This window comes from Kitasatospora sp. NPDC049285 (assembly GCF_040678815.1).
In the GTDB taxonomy this organism is placed as follows: domain Bacteria; phylum Actinomycetota; class Actinomycetes; order Streptomycetales; family Streptomycetaceae; genus Kitasatospora.
In genome coordinates this window covers 29,716-46,700 of the sequence record NZ_JBFAQR010000022.1, presented here as the reverse complement: position 1 = coordinate 46,700, position 16,985 = coordinate 29,716, and the positions used below count along the sequence as shown (strand labels likewise).

13 protein-coding genes are annotated in these 16,985 nt (G+C 73.2%); 8 read left to right on the top strand and 5 right to left on the bottom strand.

All coding sequences use genetic code 11. The features are described from left to right. Positions 1 to 102 precede the first annotated feature (102 nt). The 4 genes from AB0K51_RS16660 (at position 103) to rarD (ending at position 5,096) form a co-directional block, all read left to right on the top strand. On the top strand, positions 103 to 762 hold the full coding sequence (locus AB0K51_RS16660; protein ID WP_363455379.1) for a response regulator transcription factor: 660 nt from the start codon (positions 103 to 105) through the stop codon (positions 760 to 762). Positions 763 to 1,021: 259 nt separating this feature from the next. Beyond that, the gene (locus AB0K51_RS16655) at positions 1,022 to 2,872 is read left to right on the top strand and encodes a 2-oxoacid:acceptor oxidoreductase subunit alpha (RefSeq protein WP_363455376.1); all 1,851 of its coding nucleotides are present in this window, start codon (positions 1,022 to 1,024) and stop codon (positions 2,870 to 2,872) included. Further along, a complete protein-coding gene (locus AB0K51_RS16650) occupies positions 2,869 to 3,909 on the top strand; it encodes a 2-oxoacid:ferredoxin oxidoreductase subunit beta (protein ID WP_363455228.1) in 1,041 nt (346 codons plus the stop codon). The genes AB0K51_RS16655 and AB0K51_RS16650 overlap by 4 nt, the downstream gene beginning before the upstream one ends. Positions 3,910 to 4,157: 248 nt before the next feature. Further along, positions 4,158 to 5,096, top strand: a complete 939-nt coding sequence (rarD, locus tag AB0K51_RS16645) for an EamA family transporter RarD (RefSeq protein ID WP_363455225.1) — start codon at positions 4,158 to 4,160, stop codon at positions 5,094 to 5,096. Positions 5,097 to 5,113: 17 nt separating this feature from the next. On the opposite strand, the gene AB0K51_RS16640 is transcribed toward rarD, so the two are convergent. Continuing rightward, a complete protein-coding gene (locus AB0K51_RS16640; protein ID WP_363455222.1) occupies positions 5,114 to 6,364 on the bottom strand; it encodes an ABC transporter substrate-binding protein in 1,251 nt (416 codons plus the stop codon). A 290-nt stretch (positions 6,365 to 6,654) separates the two neighbouring features. Here AB0K51_RS16640 and AB0K51_RS16635 point away from each other — a divergent pair, with 290 nt between their 5' ends. Continuing rightward, the gene (locus tag AB0K51_RS16635) at positions 6,655 to 6,981 is read left to right on the top strand and encodes a hypothetical protein (RefSeq protein WP_363455219.1); all 327 of its coding nucleotides are present in this window, start codon (positions 6,655 to 6,657) and stop codon (positions 6,979 to 6,981) included. 42 nt (positions 6,982 to 7,023) lie between these two features. On the opposite strand, the gene AB0K51_RS16630 is transcribed toward AB0K51_RS16635, so the two are convergent. After that, on the bottom strand, positions 7,024 to 8,205 hold the full coding sequence (locus AB0K51_RS16630) for a DUF2092 domain-containing protein (protein WP_363455216.1): 1,182 nt from the start codon (positions 8,203 to 8,205) through the stop codon (positions 7,024 to 7,026). Between the two features lie 182 nt (positions 8,206 to 8,387). Between AB0K51_RS16630 and AB0K51_RS16625 the strand changes: the two genes are divergently transcribed. Both AB0K51_RS16625 and AB0K51_RS16620 read left to right on the top strand, forming a co-directional pair. Next, on the top strand, positions 8,388 to 10,976 hold the full coding sequence (locus AB0K51_RS16625; RefSeq protein WP_363455213.1) for a bifunctional FO biosynthesis protein CofGH: 2,589 nt from the start codon (positions 8,388 to 8,390) through the stop codon (positions 10,974 to 10,976). Positions 10,977 to 11,117: 141 nt separating this feature from the next. Beyond that, complete coding sequence (locus AB0K51_RS16620; RefSeq protein ID WP_363455210.1) at positions 11,118 to 12,215, top strand: ADP-ribosylglycohydrolase family protein; 1,098 nt, start codon at positions 11,118 to 11,120, stop codon at positions 12,213 to 12,215. A 131-nt stretch (positions 12,216 to 12,346) separates the two neighbouring features. Here the strand turns inward: AB0K51_RS16620 and AB0K51_RS16615 are convergent, their stop codons facing one another. The 3 genes from AB0K51_RS16615 to AB0K51_RS16605 form a co-directional block, all read right to left on the bottom strand. Next, a complete protein-coding gene (locus AB0K51_RS16615; RefSeq protein WP_363455207.1) occupies positions 12,347 to 12,553 on the bottom strand; it encodes a DUF397 domain-containing protein in 207 nt (68 codons plus the stop codon). Continuing rightward, positions 12,550 to 13,407 carry a helix-turn-helix transcriptional regulator gene (locus tag AB0K51_RS16610; protein WP_363455204.1) on the bottom strand — a complete coding sequence of 286 codons (858 nt, stop codon included), beginning with the start codon at positions 13,405 to 13,407 and terminating at the stop codon, positions 12,550 to 12,552. Before AB0K51_RS16610 ends, AB0K51_RS16615 begins: the two co-directional genes overlap by 4 nt. Before the next feature lie 340 nt (positions 13,408 to 13,747). Then, the gene (locus tag AB0K51_RS16605; protein WP_363455202.1) at positions 13,748 to 14,470 is read right to left on the bottom strand and encodes a GPP34 family phosphoprotein; all 723 of its coding nucleotides are present in this window, start codon (positions 14,468 to 14,470) and stop codon (positions 13,748 to 13,750) included. Between the two features lie 299 nt (positions 14,471 to 14,769). Between AB0K51_RS16605 and AB0K51_RS16600 the strand changes: the two genes are divergently transcribed. After that, positions 14,770 to 16,962: a serine hydrolase gene (locus AB0K51_RS16600; protein WP_363455199.1), complete on the top strand. Its 2,193-nt coding sequence runs from the start codon at positions 14,770 to 14,772 to the stop codon at positions 16,960 to 16,962. The last annotated feature ends 23 nt before the right edge of the window (positions 16,963 to 16,985 follow it).

The window sequence follows — 16,985 nt, the reverse complement described above, 5'->3', positions numbered from 1 at the left end:
GCCTTCCGGTTCTCGCAGTTCCGCCCCCAGCCCCAAGGGGGGGCTGGGAGGTGCCCCCAGAGCCCCTGATCGGTTCCCTCGCTGGGTAGGGTTCGCCCTATGTTGCGAGTCGTGATCGCCGAGGATTCCGTGCTGCTCCGGGAGGGGCTGACGCGGTTGCTGACGGACCGGGGGATGGAGGTCGTGGCGGGGGTCGGTGACGGGGAGGCGCTGCTGCGGGCGGTGGACGAGCTGCACGCGGGGGACGGTCTGCCGGACGTGGTGGTGGCGGACGTGCGGATGCCGCCGACGCACACCGACGAGGGCGTACGGGCCTGCGTGGAGCTGCGCAAGCGGTATCCGGAGCTGGGCGTGCTGGTGCTGTCGCAGCACGTCGAGGAGCAGTACGCGGGCGAGCTGCTGGCGGGTTCGACCCGCGGGGTGGGCTACCTGCTGAAGGACCGGGTGGCCGAGGTCCGGGAGTTCCAGGACGCGGTGGTGCGGGTCGCGCAGGGCGGCACCGCGCTCGACCCGGAGGTGGTGCAGCAGTTGCTGAGCCGCAGTCGACAGGTCGACACCCTGGTGAAGTTGACGCCCCGTGAGCGCGAGGTGCTGGGCCTGATGGCCGAGGGCCGGACCAACGCGGCGATCGCCAAGCAACTGGTGGTGTCGGACGGTGCGGTCGAGAAGCACGTGTCGAACATCTTCCAGAAACTGGGTTTGGGGCAGAGCCAGGACGATCACCGGCGGGTTCTGGCGGTGCTCGCGTACCTCGACTTCTGACGGCTTGCTGACCTGACCCGACGGACCGTGCGAGTTCCCTTCCAGCCGTGCCCCGCCCGCTTAGGATGCCCAGTGGTGCACCAGGCGGACGGGGCACACGGCTCACGCCCGCGGCTGGCGCCCTTCGAGGAGGTCCGCGGCAGTGACCAGTCAGGTCGATCAGTCAGAGGCAGTGGACGGCTCGGACGACGGGCGCCGGTCCGATCCGGCCTCGGCGCAGGCCGGCCCGCAGGGGGGCCCCGGGCGTTCGGCGAAGCCGATCCGACGGCTGGACCGGGTGATCATCCGCTTCGCCGGTGACTCGGGCGACGGCATGCAGCTCACCGGCGACCGGTTCACCTCGGAGACGGCGGCGTTCGGCAACGACCTGTCCACGCTCCCGAACTTCCCCGCCGAGATCCGGGCCCCCGCAGGCACCCTGCCGGGCGTGTCCAGCTTCCAGCTGCACTTCGCCGACCACGACATCCTCACCCCCGGCGACGCGCCGGACGTGCTGGTGGCGATGAACCCGGCGGCGCTCAAGGCCAACCTGCCGGACCTGCCGCGCGGCGCGGAGATCATCGTCAACACCGACGAGTTCACCAAGCGCGCGCTGGCGAAGGTCGGCTACGACAAGGACCCGCTGGGCGACGGTTCGCTGGACGGCTTCGGGCTGCACAAGGTCCCGCTGACCACGCTGACCCTGGAGGCCCTCAAGGACAGCGGCCTGGCCCGCAAGGACGCCGAGCGGGCGAAGAACATGTTCGCGCTCGGCCTGCTGTCCTGGATGTACCACCGGCCGACCCACGGCACCGAGCTGTTCCTGCGGCAGAAGTTCGCCAAGAAGCCGGAGATCGCCGAGGCGAACGTGGCGGCCTTCCGGGCGGGCTGGAACTTCGGCGAGACCACCGAGGACTTCGCGGTCTCCTACGAGGTCCCGCCGGCCAAGCTGCCCGCCGGGACCTACCGCAACATCTCCGGCAACCTGGCGCTCGCGTACGGCCTGGTCGCCGCGGGGGAGCGCTCCGGCCTGCCGGTCTTCCTCGGCTCGTACCCGATCACCCCGGCCTCGGACATCCTGCACGAGCTGTCCCGGCACAAGAACTTCGGCGTGCGGACCTTCCAGGCCGAGGACGAGATCGCCGGCATCGGTGCGGCGCTGGGCGCGGCGTTCGGCGGCGCGCTCGGCGTCACCACCACCTCCGGGCCCGGCGTGGCGCTGAAGTCGGAGACCATCGGCCTGGCGGTGTCGCTGGAGCTGCCGCTGCTGGTGGTGGACATCCAGCGCGGCGGCCCGTCCACCGGCCTGCCGACCAAGACCGAGCAGGCCGACCTGCTGCAGGCGATGTTCGGCCGCAACGGCGAGGCCCCGGTGCCGATCGTCGCCCCCGCGACGCCCGCCGAGTGCTTCACCGCCGCGCTCGACGCCGCCCGGATCGCCCTGACCTACCGCACCCCGGTCTTCCTGCTCTCGGACGGCTACCTGGCCAACGGCTCCGAGCCGTGGAAGATCCCCTCGGTCGACGAACTCCCGGACCTCACCGTCGAGTTCGCCACCGGCCCGAACCGCCCCGACGGCTCGTTCTGGCCCTACCTGCGCGACCCGCAGACCCTGGCCCGCCCCTGGGCGGTGCCCGGCACCCCGGGCCTCGAGCACCGGATCGGCGGCATCGAGAAGCAGGACGGCACCGGCAACATCTCCTACGACCCGGCCAACCACGACTTCATGGTCCGCACCCGGCAGGCCAAGATCGACGGCATCGAGGTGCCCGACGTCGAGGTCGACGACCCGAGCGGCGAGGCCAGGGTCCTGGTCCTCGGCTGGGGCTCCACCTACGGCCCGATCACCGCCGCGGTGCGCCGGGTACGGGCCGACGGCTGCCACGTCGCCCAGGCCCACCTGCGCCACCTCAACCCGTTCCCCGCCAACCTCGGCACCGTGCTGCGCCAGTACGACCGGGTGATCGTCCCCGAGATGAACCTCGGCCAGCTCGCCCTGCTGCTGCGCGCGAAGTACCTCGTCGACGCCCAGTCCTACAACCAGGTGCGCGGCCTGCCGTTCAAGGCCGCCCAGCTCGCCGACGTGCTGCACGCCGCGCTCGGCACCCTCGAAGCGGAGGAGACCCGATGACCGACTTCCCCGCCCTGCGACTGGTGCCCAAGGCGGACGCCGCGCAGACCGCGAAGGACTTCAAGACCGACCAGGAAGTGCGCTGGTGCCCCGGCTGCGGCGACTACGCCGTCCTGGCCGCCGTCCAGTCCTTCATGCCCGAGCTCGGCATCCGCCGGGAGAACACCGTCTTCGTCTCCGGCATCGGCTGCTCCTCGCGCTTCCCGTACTACATGAACACCTACGGGATGCACTCCATCCACGGTCGCGCCCCGGCGATCGCCACCGGCCTGGCCGCCGCCCGCCCCGACCTGTCGGTCTGGGTGGTCACCGGCGACGGCGACGCGCTCTCGATCGGCGGCAACCACCTGATCCACGCGCTGCGACGCAACGTCAACCTGAAGATCCTGCTCTTCAACAACCGGATCTACGGCCTGACGAAGGGTCAGTACTCGCCGACCAGCGAGATCGGCAAGATCACCAAGTCCACCCCGATGGGCTCGCTGGACGCCCCCTTCAACCCGCTCTCGCTGGCCATCGGCGCCGAGGCCACCTTCGTGGCCCGCACCATCGACTCCGACCGCCAGCACCTGCAGTCCGTGCTCCGCGCCGCCGCCCAGCACGAGGGCACCGCGCTGGTGGAGATCTACCAGAACTGCAACATCTTCAACGACGGCGCCTTCGAGATCCTCAAGGAGCCCGGCACCCGCGACGAGGCCCTGATCCGCCTCGAACACGGGCAACCGGTGCTGGTGGGCGCCGAGCACGCGGTGGTCCGCGACGCCGACGGCGACCTGCGCATCGCCCCCCGCGAGGGCGCCACCCCGCTGATCCACGACGCCCACGCCACCAGCCCCACCACCGCGTTCGCCCTCACCCGCCTCGCCGACGCGGACACCCTGCACCACACGCCGATCGGCGTCCTGCGCGACGTCAAGCGAGCGGTCTACGACACACAGATGGCCGAGCAGCTCGACCTCGCCGAGAGCCGGCAGGGCCGCGGCGACCTCACCTCCCTGCTGGCCGGCCAGAACACCTGGACGGTGGGCAACTCTTAGGCAGGAGAAGGGGAACAGGACAGGGGCTCGGGGAACTGCGAGGCGAGTGTCTGCAAGGTTTCGATCCGGCTGAAGGTCTTCAAGGCCACCAGCCGGACTCAGACCACCAGGCACTCGCCTCGCCGTTCCCCGAGCCCCTGGCAGTCCCACATAGCTGTCAGGAGCAAAAGTTCCATTCGTAGATGACATCCCAGCCCCGTGCCCGCTACCTTTCGTAGGACGAATGTGCGCACGTGAAAGGCAGGCCCATGGCGGAGAGTGTCGCGGAGGCCAGGGTGGGCCTGTGGAACGGCTTCGCGGCGTACGGGATGTGGGGGTTGTTCCCGCTGTTCTGGCCGTTGCTGGAGCCGGCGGGGGCGGCGGACATCCTGGCGAACCGGATGGTGTGGTCGCTGGTCGCGGTGGTCGTGATGGTGCTGGCGCTGCGCCGCTGGTCGTGGATCCGGCCGTTGCTGCGGCAGCCGCGGCGGCTGGCGCTGTCCGCGCTGGCGGCGGCGGTCGTCTCGGTCAACTGGGGCGTCTACATCTGGGGTGTGAACTCGGGGCACGTGGTGGAGACCAGCCTGGGGTACTTCATCAACCCGCTGGTGACGATCGCGTTCGGGGTGCTGGTGCTGCGTGAGCGGCTGCGCCGGGCGCAGTGGGCGGCGGTGGGGATCGGCGCGGCGGCGGTCGCGGTGCTGACGGTGGCGTACGGGCGGCTGCCGTGGATCGCGTTGACGCTGGCGCTGTCGTTCGCCACGTACGGGCTGCTGAAGAAGAAGGTGGCGCTCGGCGGGCTGGAGAGCTTCGCGGTGGAGAGCGCGGCGATGTTCCCGTTCGCGCTGGGGTTCCTGGTCTACCTGGGGGTGCGCGGCGAGGGCAGCCTGGGGCACTACGGGGCGGGGCACAGCGCGCTGCTGGTGGTGAGCGGGGTGATCACGGCGGTGCCGCTGATGTGCTTCGGGGCGGCGGCGCTGCGGGTGCCGCTGACCACGTTGGGGCTGCTGCAGTACCTGGCGCCGGTGTTCCAGTTCCTGATCGGCGTGACGGTGTTCCACGAGGCGATGCCGGGGGCCCGGTGGGCCGGGTTCGCGCTGGTGTGGGCGGCGTTGGCGGTGCTGAGCTTCGACGCGCTGCGCCGGGTGCGGGTGGAGCGGCAGCGCCGGGTGCTGGACGCGGCGGTGGCGGAGCCCGTCGCGAGCTGACGGGGGTCGGGGGCGGCTCAGAGGTCGGAGAGCTCGCGGGCCAGCCGGGCGCTGTCGCGGTGCAGGGCGAATGCGCCGGCGCAGGCGAGGGCGGCGTCGCGGCGGCGGGGCGCGACCAGGCCGCCGTGGGTGAGCGAGTCGAGCGGGCGGCGGGTCTGCCACTCGTCGAGGGACCAGCGGGCGTAGGGGCCGAACAGGGCGCGGGACGGTGCCGGCAGGTCGGTGCGGGCGGGGATCGCGCCGCGGGCGCCGTTGAACGCGACCTGGCCGTCCAGGCTGCCGCACTCGTCGAGCCAGGCCAGCGCGGCGGGGCGGTGGCGGGCTTCGCGGGGGAGGGCGAAGACGTCGGCGCGGGACTGGAAGACGGTGTCGGTGCCGGGGGCGGGGGACCAGCGGTAGCCGGCGTCGGGGCGCAGGCCGAGGGTGTCGCGCAGCCAGCCCTCGGCCCAGTCGCCGGTGAGCAGGTAGCCGGCCTGGCCGGCGCCGAGGCGCCGGGCGGCGTCGGTCCAGTCGGCGGCGGCGGTGGGCGGGTCGGCCAGCGCGAGCAGCGCGTCGAACTGGCGGAGCGCGCCGGTGGTGGCGGGGGTGCGCCAGGGGCCGCCGGGCTGCCACAGGTCGGTCCAGACGTCGGGGCCGTGGGCGGCCAGCAGGACCGTCTCCAGCAGGTGCAGGACCTCGGCGGGCCCGCCGAGGGCGAGCGGGGTGCGGCCGGTGGCGGCGACCCGCCGGAGCTGGGCGAGGAGTCGGTCGAAGGACGGTGGGGCGGGGTCGGCGCCGGCGTCGGCGAGCACCTGCGGGTTGGACCAGAGCAGGTTGGTGCGCCGGACGCCGGCCGGCACGGCGTACAGGACGCCGCCGGAGCGCAGCCGGGGCAGCAGCAGGGCGGGCAGGCCGGTGGACCAGCCGCGCTGCCGGTAGAGGCCGTCCAGGGGTTCCAGGCGCGGGGCGAGCTCGGCGAGTTCGGCGCCGCCGGCGCACCGGAACGCGTCCGGGGGCGGTCCGTCGGAGAGCCGGCGGGCGAGGTCGGGGCGGGCCGGGTTGGAGCTGTCGCCGGCCACGAAGGTGACGTCCGGGGCGCGGCCCTTGAGGCCCGCCAGGAGGGCCTGGAGGCCGTTCTGCTCGGGTCCCGACGTCCAGCCGGTGGTGACCTCCAGCAGGCCCGCGGGACCGGCCGAGGAGGTCGCCACCGCCGATCCGCAGCGGGCGAGGGCCGCCGTGCAGGCGACGGCGAGGCCGCCCAGCAGGGCTCCTCGGCGGCTGATCGGCACGGCACTCCCAGCGGGCGGGTGGATGGTGGGACGGGGGAACAACGGACGAACGGACCGAGGCGGCCCACCATCCCATCGCCCTTCTTGAGTCCGCGTCAATAGCCGGAATGTACGGACTCGTTGCACGGGGGGTCCGTGGGTGTCCGAAGAACGCCTCCGTGAGATCTCCTCAAGCGGAGGGCGGGACTGCTAACGTCCTCGCTGCGCGGACCGGACCGGAGGGACCCTGACCCGGCGGCCGCGGTCTTCCACCACGCTCGGCCGCGCCCTCGGGCGCACTGGAGGGCTCCATGGTCCACCTCGCTCGGCCCGTTCTCCGCCGTGTCGCCGCGGTGCGGCGCGAGGGCGGCCTGGCGCAGGGCGGGGAGCTGTGCGTCGTGCGGACGGCGGGGCTGCCCGCGTCGATCCGCTGGCAGCCGGCCGAGGGCGACGGGGTGGAGCTGGCGCCGCCGTACCGGCTGGAGCGGGTGGAGCTGCGCGGCTCGCACCGGGCCCGGCTGCACGGCCTGACGGCGGGGGTGCGGATCGTCTCGGACGGCTGGGCGCCGCTGTTCCTGGTGTCGCCGGGTCAGCTGACGCTGCTGGCGCTGGCCGCGGCCTCCACCCAGCGACGCTGAAGGGGCGCCCCCGGCGGGGACGCCCCTTCTCCTGACGGATCGTTACTTCAGGCCGGCCGCGGCCTGCAGGGTCTCCGGGGTGACGGCGCCCGCGAAGAAGCGGCCGTCGGTGGTGATCAGGGCGTTCACCACGTGGGTGGAGATCAGCGTGCCGCCCTTGACGGACTTGCCGGCGAACTTGCCCAGGCCGCCCGCCGCGTCGGCGCCGCCGCCGCCCTGCACGATCGCCGTCCAGCCCTCGCCGATCACCTTGGCGTCGGCGCCGTTCAGGTCGGGCAGCCCCGGCAGCGTCGGGGTGGCGGGCTCGGCGAGGTCCTTGGCGCCGCCCTCGACCACCTTGGCGCCCTTGGGGACGCTGAACTCGAAGGTCTTGGCGTCCGGCTTGGCGAGGGACAGCGTGCCGAAGCGGATGTCGAAGGCCTTGGCGCCGTCCACGGTGCGCACCTGGACGGCGAGCGGCAGGCCCTTCTCGGCGTCGACCGAGACCCGGATCTCGGCGATGGTGGAGCCGGCCTGCTTGGGCTTGACGCTCAGCTTGTACGCGGCGCGCCCGGCCACCCGCTCGGTGCCGTCGACGGTGACCGAGGTGGTGGCGGAGGCGTGCTCCAGCAGCTGCCGGGCGACCTCCTGCGGGGTGGCGGCGGCGATGCCGCCCTTGCCGTCGGGGCCGTGGCCGCGGCCGTCGCCGGTGAGGTGCAGGGCCTGCTGGGAGGCGCGGTCGTACGCCCACACCTGGTCGCCGTTGTGGACGAACTCGTAGCCCGACTGCTGGGAGGCGAGGGTGAGCCGCTGGCGGTCCGGGCCGTCCGCGGCGACCGTCAGGGTGTGCGAGCCGCCGAGCAGCTCGACGGCCTTGCGCTGCGGGTCGGCGGAGCCGGTGGCGCCGCCCGCGCTCTGCACGATCCCGCCGAGCGGGCCGGAGCCGGAGACCGCGTCGGTGATGGCGGTCGGCAGGCCGAGGTCGGCGGTGACCCGGACGGTGCCGCTGAAGGTGTCGGTGTCCGTGGAGAGCGCCTTGGCGACCAGGTCCTGCGCGCTGATCGCGGGCAGGTTCGGCGTCTCGTCGTCGGCCAGTGCCGGTACCAGGCCGATGCCGGCCGCGACCACCGCGGCGACCGCCACCGGCACGCCGATCCGCACCGCGGTGCGCCGCCTGCCGACCCGTGCCGCCGGCGCGCCCTGGTCCGCCGTCACGTCCTGCCCTGCCGTGGAGTCCTGTTCCATCGCAGCCCCCTTCCGAGCTCCGTGCACTGTCACTCTCCATTAGAGACGCTCGGCGCGCCCGAAACGTCGCCCGGCAGAGGCAGATTCTCGTACGTCTCGCGTCGTATCCAGCGTGTTGCGACCCTGATGCGCCCTCAGGGTCGTGTAGTCCCGCAGACGGACGGCTCGCGTAGGGTCGGTCCATGACCGACCCGGACCCGAAGTCACCCGCCTCCGCCCCGACTCCGACCGCGATGCGGCGCGCGCTGCGCCGGGCCCGCGACGGGGTGGCCCTGGACGCCGCCGAGGCCGCGGTGCTGCTGCAGGCGCGCGGCGCGGACCTCGCGGAGCTGTGCCGGACCGCCGCGCGGATCCGCGACGCCGGTCTGGAGCAGGCGGGCCGCCCCGGGGTGGTCACCTACTCGCGGAAGGTCTTCATCCCGCTCACCCGGCTGTGCCGGGACCGCTGCCACTACTGCACCTTCGTGACCGTCCCCGGCAAGCTGCGCCGGGCCGGCCACGGCATGTACCTGTCCCCGGACGAGGTGCTGGAGATCGCCCGGCAGGGCGCCGAACTCGGCTGCAAGGAGGCCCTGTTCACGCTCGGCGACCGGCCCGAGGAGCGCTGGCCGGAGGCCCGCGAGTGGCTGGACGCGCACGGCTACGACGACACCCTGGCGTACGTCCGGGCGATGGCGATCCGGGTGCTGGAGGAGACCGGGCTGCTGCCGCACCTCAACCCCGGGGTGCTGTCCTGGACGGACCTGCAGCGCCTCAAGCCGGTCGCCCCGTCGATGGGGATGATGCTGGAGACCACCGCGACCCGGTTGTGGTCCGAGCCCGGCGGCCCGCACCACGGCTCCCCGGACAAGGAGCCCGCGGTGCGCCTGCGGGTGCTGGAGGACGCCGGGCGCAGCGCGGTGCCGTTCACCACCGGGGTGCTGATCGGCATCGGCGAGGACCACACCGAGCGCGCCGAGTCGCTGCTGGCGATCCGCAAGGTGGCCCGCGCCTACCAGGGCGTGCAGGAGGTGATCGTGCAGAACTTCCGGGCCAAGCCGGACACCGCGATGCGCGGCATGCCCGACGCCGAACTCGCCGAGCTGGCCGCCGCGGTGGCGGTGGCCCGGCTGGTGCTGGGCCCGGCCGCGCGGATCCAGGCCCCGCCGAACCTGGTGGACGCCGAGTACCGGCTGCTGATCGACGCGGGCATCGACGACTGGGGCGGCGTCTCCCCGCTGACGCCCGACCACGTCAACCCGGAGCGCCCCTGGCCGCACATCGAGGAGCTCGCCGCCCGCACCGCCGAGGCCGGCTTCACGCTGCGCGAGCGGCTCACCGTCTACCCGGAGTACCTGCAGCGCGGCGAGCCCTGGCTGGACCCGCGGCTGCTGCCGCACGTGCGGGCGCTCGCCGACCCGGCCACCGGCCTGGCCCGCGAGGGCGTCCGCCCGCAGGGCCTGCCCTGGCAGGAGCCGGAGGAGCCGATGTCCGGCGGCGGCCGCACCGACCTGTTCCGCACCGTGGACACCGAGGGCCGCAGCGCGGACCGCCGCTCGGACTTCGACGAGGTGTACGGCGACTGGGAGTCGCTGCGCGAGCGGATCGCCGTCCCCGGCCCGCGCCGCCTGGACTCCGAGGTGCTGGCAGCGCTGTCCACCGCCGCTGACGACCCGACCCGGCTGACGGACGACCAGGCCCTGGCGCTGTTCCAGGCCGACGGCGAGGCCCTGGACGCGCTCACCCGGATCGCCGACGAGCTGCGCCGCGACACCGTCGGCGACGCGGTCACCTACTGCGTCACCCGGAACATCAACTTCACCAACGTCTGCTACACAGGCTGCCGGTTCTGCGCCTTCGCGCAGCGCCGCACCGACGCCGACGCCTACACCCTGTCGCTGGAGCAGGTCGCCGAGCGGGCCGAGCAGGCCTGGCAGGTCGGGGCGACCGAGGTGTGCATGCAGGGCGGCATCCACCCGGACCTGCCGGGCAGCGCCTACTTCGAGATCGCCCGGGCGGTGAAGGAGCGGGTGCCGGGCATGCACGTGCACGCCTTCTCGCCGATGGAGGTGGTCAACGGGGCCACCCGGACCGGGCTGTCGATCCGGGAGTGGCTGCAGCGCGCCAAGGAGGCGGGCCTGGACACCATCCCGGGCACCGCCGCGGAGATCCTCGACGACGAGGTGCGCTGGGTGCTGACCAAGGGCAAGCTGCCCGCCGCGACGTGGGTGGAGGTGGTCACCACCGCGCACGAGCTGGGCATCCGCTCGTCCTCCACCATGATGTACGGCCACGTCGACGCCCCGCGGCACTGGCTGGGGCACCTGCGGCTGCTCGCCGGGATCCAGCAACGCACCGGCGGGTTCACCGAGTTCGTCACCCTGCCGTTCGTGCACACCAACGCGCCGGTCTACCTGGCGGGCCTGTCCCGGCCCGGCCCGACCGCGCGGGACAACCGGGCGGTCACCGCGATGGCCCGGCTGCTGCTGCACCCGCACATCCCCAACATCCAGACCAGCTGGGTGAAGCTGGGCGCCGAGGGCGCCGCCGAGATGCTGCGCAGCGGTGCCAACGACCTCGGCGGCACCCTGATGGAGGAGACCATCTCCCGGATGGCGGGCTCCTCCTGGGGCTCCTACAAGTCGGTGCGCGACCTGGAGGCGATCGCAGCACTGGCCGGCCGCCCCGCCCGCCAGCGCACCACCCTGTACGGCGAGGTGCCCGACGAGCGGCGCGCGGCGGCGCTGTCCTCGGACGGGCACCTGCCCCGGCTGCTGCCGGTGCTGGACTGACGGCTGCTCCGGCGGTGCGGTCCGGATGGCACCAGCGTGTCGACGGATGGATGTTCGATGGAGCCCGCGGTTCCGCGCGAATCTTCGAATACAGTGCGTCTGCCCGCCCGCACCAGTCGACCGAAAGGCCCTCCGACCGTGATGCCCCTGTGGTCACGCGCCCAGCAGCAGGACTTCCGCAGCCGGGTGCGGGGCTGCCTGCTCGGCGGCGCGATCGGCGACGCGCTCGGCGCCGGCGTGGAGTTCGAGCCGCTGGACCGGATCCGCGCCGCGAACGGACCGGACGGCGTCACCGGCTACGTCCCGGCCTTCGGCCGCCGCGGCGCCGTCACCGACGACACCCAGCTCAGCCTGTTCACCGTGGACGGCCTGATCCGCGCCCACATCAGCCGCGACAGCGGCGCCTGGCACCCGCCCACCGACGTGCACCGCGCCTACCTGCGCTGGTACGCCACCCAGCAGGACTGGGGACCGGACGAGCGCCGCAAGGACCTCGGCTGGCTCGGCCGCGAGGAATGGCTGTACGCCCGCCGCGCCCCCGGCGACGCCTGCCTGTCCGGGCTGTCCGGACCGGACGCCGAACGGCTGGCCACCGTCGAGGAACCGCGCAACCCCGACTCCAAGGGCTGCGGCACCGTGATGCGCGCCGCCCCGTTCGGACTGCTCACCGCCTGGGACCCGGCCCTGGTCTTCCAACTCGCCCTCGAGTGCGCGGTGCTGACCCACGGTCACCCCACCGGCTACCTCTCCGCCGGGGCGTTCGCGGTGATCGTCCACGCGGTCGCCCGCGGCGGCACCCTGGAGGAGGGCGTCCACCTGGCGCTGGCCCTGCTCTCCGAGCGGCCGCAGCACGAGGAGACCACCGCCGCGCTGCGCGGCGCCCTGGACGCCGTCCGGGCCGGAGTGCCGTCCGCCGAGCGGGTCGAGCAGCTCGGCGAGGGCTGGACGGCCGAGGAGGCGCTCGCCATCGGCCTGTACTGCGCGCTGGTCGCCGAGGACGTCCGCAGCGGCCTGCTGCTGGCCGTCAACCACTCCGGCGACAGCGACTCCACCGGCTCGATCTGCGGCAACCTGCTGGGCGCCCTGCACGGCGAGACCGCCCTGCCGCCCGACCTGGTCGCCGGGGTCGAGGGCCGCGGCACGGTCCTGGAACTCGCCGACGACCTGGTGCTGGAACTGCTGCACGGCCCCGAACTGCACGGCACCGAGGCCTGGAGCACCCGCTACCCGACCGCCTGACGCCCCGTCGGGTCCCCGTCCCCGGGGCGCCCTCGCCCGCCTGACAGTCCGTCGGGTCCCCGGACGCGGCGGTGCCCGCCGCGCGGGAAGCGGCGGGCACCGTCGTGGGCCGTGGAGCGGGCGGGCCGAGGTCAGACCTCGCCGAAGGCACCCGCACCGGCGGCCGCCGCGAACGCCGCCCAGGCCTGGTCGGAGAACCGCAGCTGCGGGCCCTGGGGGTCCTTGGAGTCCCGGACCGCGATGGCGCCCGCGGCCGGAACGGCGATCTCCACGCAGGCGCCGTTGCCGCCGCTGTAGCTGCTCTTGCGCCAGGCCAGGTTCTCGGTGGACTTGCTCATTTCATGAACTCCTCTGCGATCTGGTTAATCAGCAACCGGGTGTCCGCGACGCTCAGGGCCGCGGCCCGCAGGTGGTCGTAGAGATTGGTATAGCGACGTACGTCGGCTTCCTTCTCCAGGTAGAGATCACTCGTCACTCCTTCGAAGTAGACGACCGTCGAATCCGCGGACTCGGGGAACTCGAGCAGGGAGAATGTCCCGGTCATGCCGGGGTGCGCGCCGTGCCGGAACGGGATGACCTGAAGATTGATGTTCGGCCGCTCGCCCAGCTCGACCAGTTGGTACAGCTGCTCCGCCATCACGCGGCTCCCACCGACCTCGCGGCGCAGCACCGCCTCGTCTATGACCACCCAGAGGCTGCCCAGCTCGTCGTCGCCGTGTATCCGGTGCTGCCGCTTCAGGCGGACGTCCACCCGCCGCCGGATCGCGCTCGGCTCGGTGTCCGGCTGGGTGCCCGCCACCACCGCCTCCGCGTACTCCCGGGTCTGCAGCAGGCCCGGCACGAACGAGGACTCGTACGCCCGGATCGAGGAGGCCTCGGCTTCCAGGCCGATGTAGACGCTGTACGGGATGTCGCCGAACTCGTGCCACCAGCCGCGCTGGCGGGACTCCCGGGCCATCTCCATCAGCCCGGCGCGCACCCGCTCGTCGTCGACCTCGTAGACGTCGCACAGGTCGCGCACATCGCGCTGGCTGATCGAGCGGCGGCCGTTCTCCAGTCGGCTGATCTTCGACTGGGAGACCATCAGGCGGCCGGCCACCTCCTCGGCGGTCATGCCCTTCAACTCGCGCAGCCGCCGGAGCTCGGCGCCGAGCCTGCGACGGCGGACCGTCGGATTCACGCTGGCGGACACATCGACCTCCGGGCCCACTTCTGGCAACAGTGCGGTAATTGGTACCAACCCCCCTGACGCTGAGCAGCATGCCACTTCAACTGCGGTCCATGCCTGGGAATCGCGTGAGCGCTGTAGAACAGATCATCGGAAAATAGTTCAAAGAGGATGACGGCTCTTGCGCCCGGCGCGCCTGCGCGGTATGGCACCTCCCTTGCGCTAGAAGGACCCTGACGGTTCGTCGGCTCTCGACCGCCCGGCCCCGGGAACGGCGAAGGGCGGCCCGTCCGGTGCATCGCACCGGGCCGACCGCCCTTGCTCTCCGACGAACGCTAACGGCGCGCGCCGCTGTCCGCGCGCCTCATCGCGCGCCCACCCGGGTGGCCACACCCCGCCCGCTGGCGGCGGGCCGCCCGGCCGGGCCGCGGCTGCCCGCGGGCGCCGACCTGCCCTGTTGGGCCGGCAGACCGTTCTGCACGTCCATCACCGCGTGGGCCACCATCCCGCCCAGCGGGTCGTACCTGATCAGGTCCCGCAGGCGGGAGCGGGAGGACCGCCCCTCGTTGCCCGGGTACAGGTGCTTGCCCAGACCCACCGCGTGCGCCAGTGCCGCCAGTGCTGCGGTCCGCGGGTCCGGCGGGACGCCGGTGCGGATCGCGGTGTCCAGCCGCTGCTTGATCGCGGCGTTGGTGCAGTCGTCCGACGCCTGGTACCGCGTCGTCGGAAGCACCCCGCACACCTGGCCCGCGACCGCCGTCACCATGCCGCACCGCTCCAGGTGCGCCAGGTACGTCTGCCTCAGGCCCAGCCGTGGGCCGCCGATCCAGTGCGCGGCGCGCACCGGACTGCCACGCCGGCGCAACAGCTCCAGCGCGTGGTCCAGGGTCGGATCACCGGTCGGCCGTGGCACCACCACGGCGATCCGGTCCCCGTCCGGGACTATCCTTCCGGCCAGGGACAGCTCGACGAGCTGTGCCCCGGCGAGTCCGAGATCGAGGGTCTGCGGCTGCGCGGTGGTACCCGTGGCCGGGTCCAGCGCGAGCAACAACAGCTCCTCGGGAATGGTTCGACGGCCTCTGCCCATCCAAGCCTCCCCGCGTGGATGAATGACAGGGTGACGCCTCTCACACAGGCTTGTCGAGTACGCCTCCGAATCGTGACCTTGCCCCGGCACCCTGGAACCGGCGTCGGACAGACGTGCGTCTGTCCGGGGGACGGACCGGGCGGGCAGGAAAAACCGCCGGTCGGGCGGGGTGCGGCAGGCCGCCGCGGACTCGGTGCCGGAGACTGTACAGATACCGGCGCGGGCCGAGAACCCGCCCGAAAAAACCAGCTTGTGTGATCGGACCGGCGTCGCCGGGCGGACGAGGAGGAGTGGGTTACGTGGGCGAGTCCCCGAAGAGCGACCGGCGAGACGGCGAGACGCGGTCGGCCGAGGCTGATTCGACCCCGGAGCACCCGCAGGAGGGCAGCACCTCCACCGTCCACCTCCGCGTCCGCGACTCGGACACCCGCACCACCTCCCTCCGCCTCCCCGCGGACACCCCCGAGGCCAGCGGCGCCCTCGCCGACCCCCGTCTCGCTCTGCGGAACCCGGACGCCCCCGGCGCCGAGACGGCGGACGTGGAGGTCGAGGAGGAAGAGGAGACCGTCGCGGAGCCGGAGGGTTCGGAGGAGGCCGCGACGGGGAAGGACGAGGAAGAGCCGCCGCCCGCCGCGCCCGGGGAGCTGAAGCTCGGGAAGGTCGAGCCGCCCGCCAGCGGGCCCGCCCCGACCATGACGCTGCGCGTGGGCCCGGCCGGCAAGGGTGCTGACGGTGCGTCGGACGCGGATGAGGACGCGGCTGTCGAGGCCGACGCGGAGTCGGAGGCGGAGGAGGGCGGCGATAGCACCGGGGCTGCGGCGGAGGTCGCCGAGGCCGCGGAGCCTGCGGAGACCGGGACGGCTGCGGATGCCGAGGTTCCGGCCGGGCCGGAGCCGACCGTGACGCTGCGGGTCGAGAAGTCCCGCCCGGAGCGGACCGTCATGCTGCGGCTGCCCAAGGACGTGCCCGCTGCCGACGCCGGGCCGAAGCCGACGGCCGCCAAGGCCGCACCGGACGCTGCGTCTGCCCCCGCCGCCAAGGCCGCACCGGAGGCCGCGTCTGCCCCCGCCGCCAAGGCCGCAGCGGAGGCCGCCCCCGCCGCCAAGGCTGCGCCGGACGCCGCGCCGAAGCCGGCGCCCGCCGCCGTTCCGGTGGCTGCTGTCGCGGCTCCCGCTGCTGCGCCGCTCGCCGAGCCCGTGGCGTTCGTGCCCGGGCCGGACAACACCATCGAGGCGATGGAGGTCCTGGCCGCGCTGAGTGCACGTCCGATGACGCCGCTGCGTCGGGCGATGCGTCGGGTGCTGATCTGGGGCGTGTTCGCGGTGGTGGTGCTCGGCGTGCTGGCCACCGCGCAGCTGCTGCGCCCGTTGCCCGCGCCGAAGGCCAAGCTCGGGGTCGCGGACTCCTTCACCTTCGCCGGCGACAAGCTCGACATCCCGTGGCCCGCCAAGGGCCAGGCCGCCGCCGAGGTGGTCGGGGTCGGCAGCCTCGGCGCCTCCGGGCAGGAGACCCCGGTCCCGATCGCCTCCGTCACCAAGGTGATGAACGCCTACCTGATCCTGCAGGCCCACCCGCTGAAGAAGGGTGAGACCGGCCCGACGATCACCGTCGACAAGCAGGCCGCGCAGGAGTCGGCCAACGCCGACGAGTCCAAGGTCACCCTGACCGAGGGTCAGCAGCTCACCCAGTACGAGGCACTGGAGATGCTGATGCTGCCGTCCGCGAACAACGTGGCCCGCCTGCTGGCGCGTTGGGACTCCGGCAGCGAGGACGCGTTCGTCAAGAAGATGAACGACACCGCGGCCCAGCTCGGCATGACCAACACGGTCTACGCCGACCCGGCCGGGTACAACAACGACACCAAGTCCACCGCGAAGGACCAGCTGAAGCTGGCCGAGCAGGTGATCAGGAACGACGTGTTCCGGCAGATCGTCGCCGAGCCCGACACCAAGTTCAACGGTCAGCGGATCTTCAACACCAACGCGCTGCTCGGCAAGAACGGCAACATCGGGGTGAAGACCGGCTCGTCCACCCCCGCCCAGTCCTGCCTGATGTGGGCGGCGGTCAAGGACATCGGCGGCGTCAAGCGGACCGTCCTCGGTGTGACGCTCGGTCAGCCCGCGACCAAGGACGAGCCCAGCCTGGTCCGCGCCGCGCAGCCGGTCAGCCAGCGGATCAACGTCGCCGCGCAGAACGCCCTCACCGGCCAGACCCTCGCCAAGCCGGGCGACGTGGTCGGCTACGTCGGCGACGGACTCGGCGGCAAGGTCCCGGTCGTCGCCGGGAAGGACCTCACGGTGGCCGGCTGGAACGGCATCACCGCCCACCTCACCCTCAACCCGATCGGCCGGATCGCCCACACCCTCCCCGCCGGCACCCAGATCGGCACCCTCTCCGCGGGCGACGGCGACGACCGCATCGAAATCCCGGTCACCCTCCAGTCCCCCCTCGCCCCGCCCTCCATCACCGCCCGCCTCCTCCGCCTCGCCTAGCCGAAACCCACGACGGCCCACAC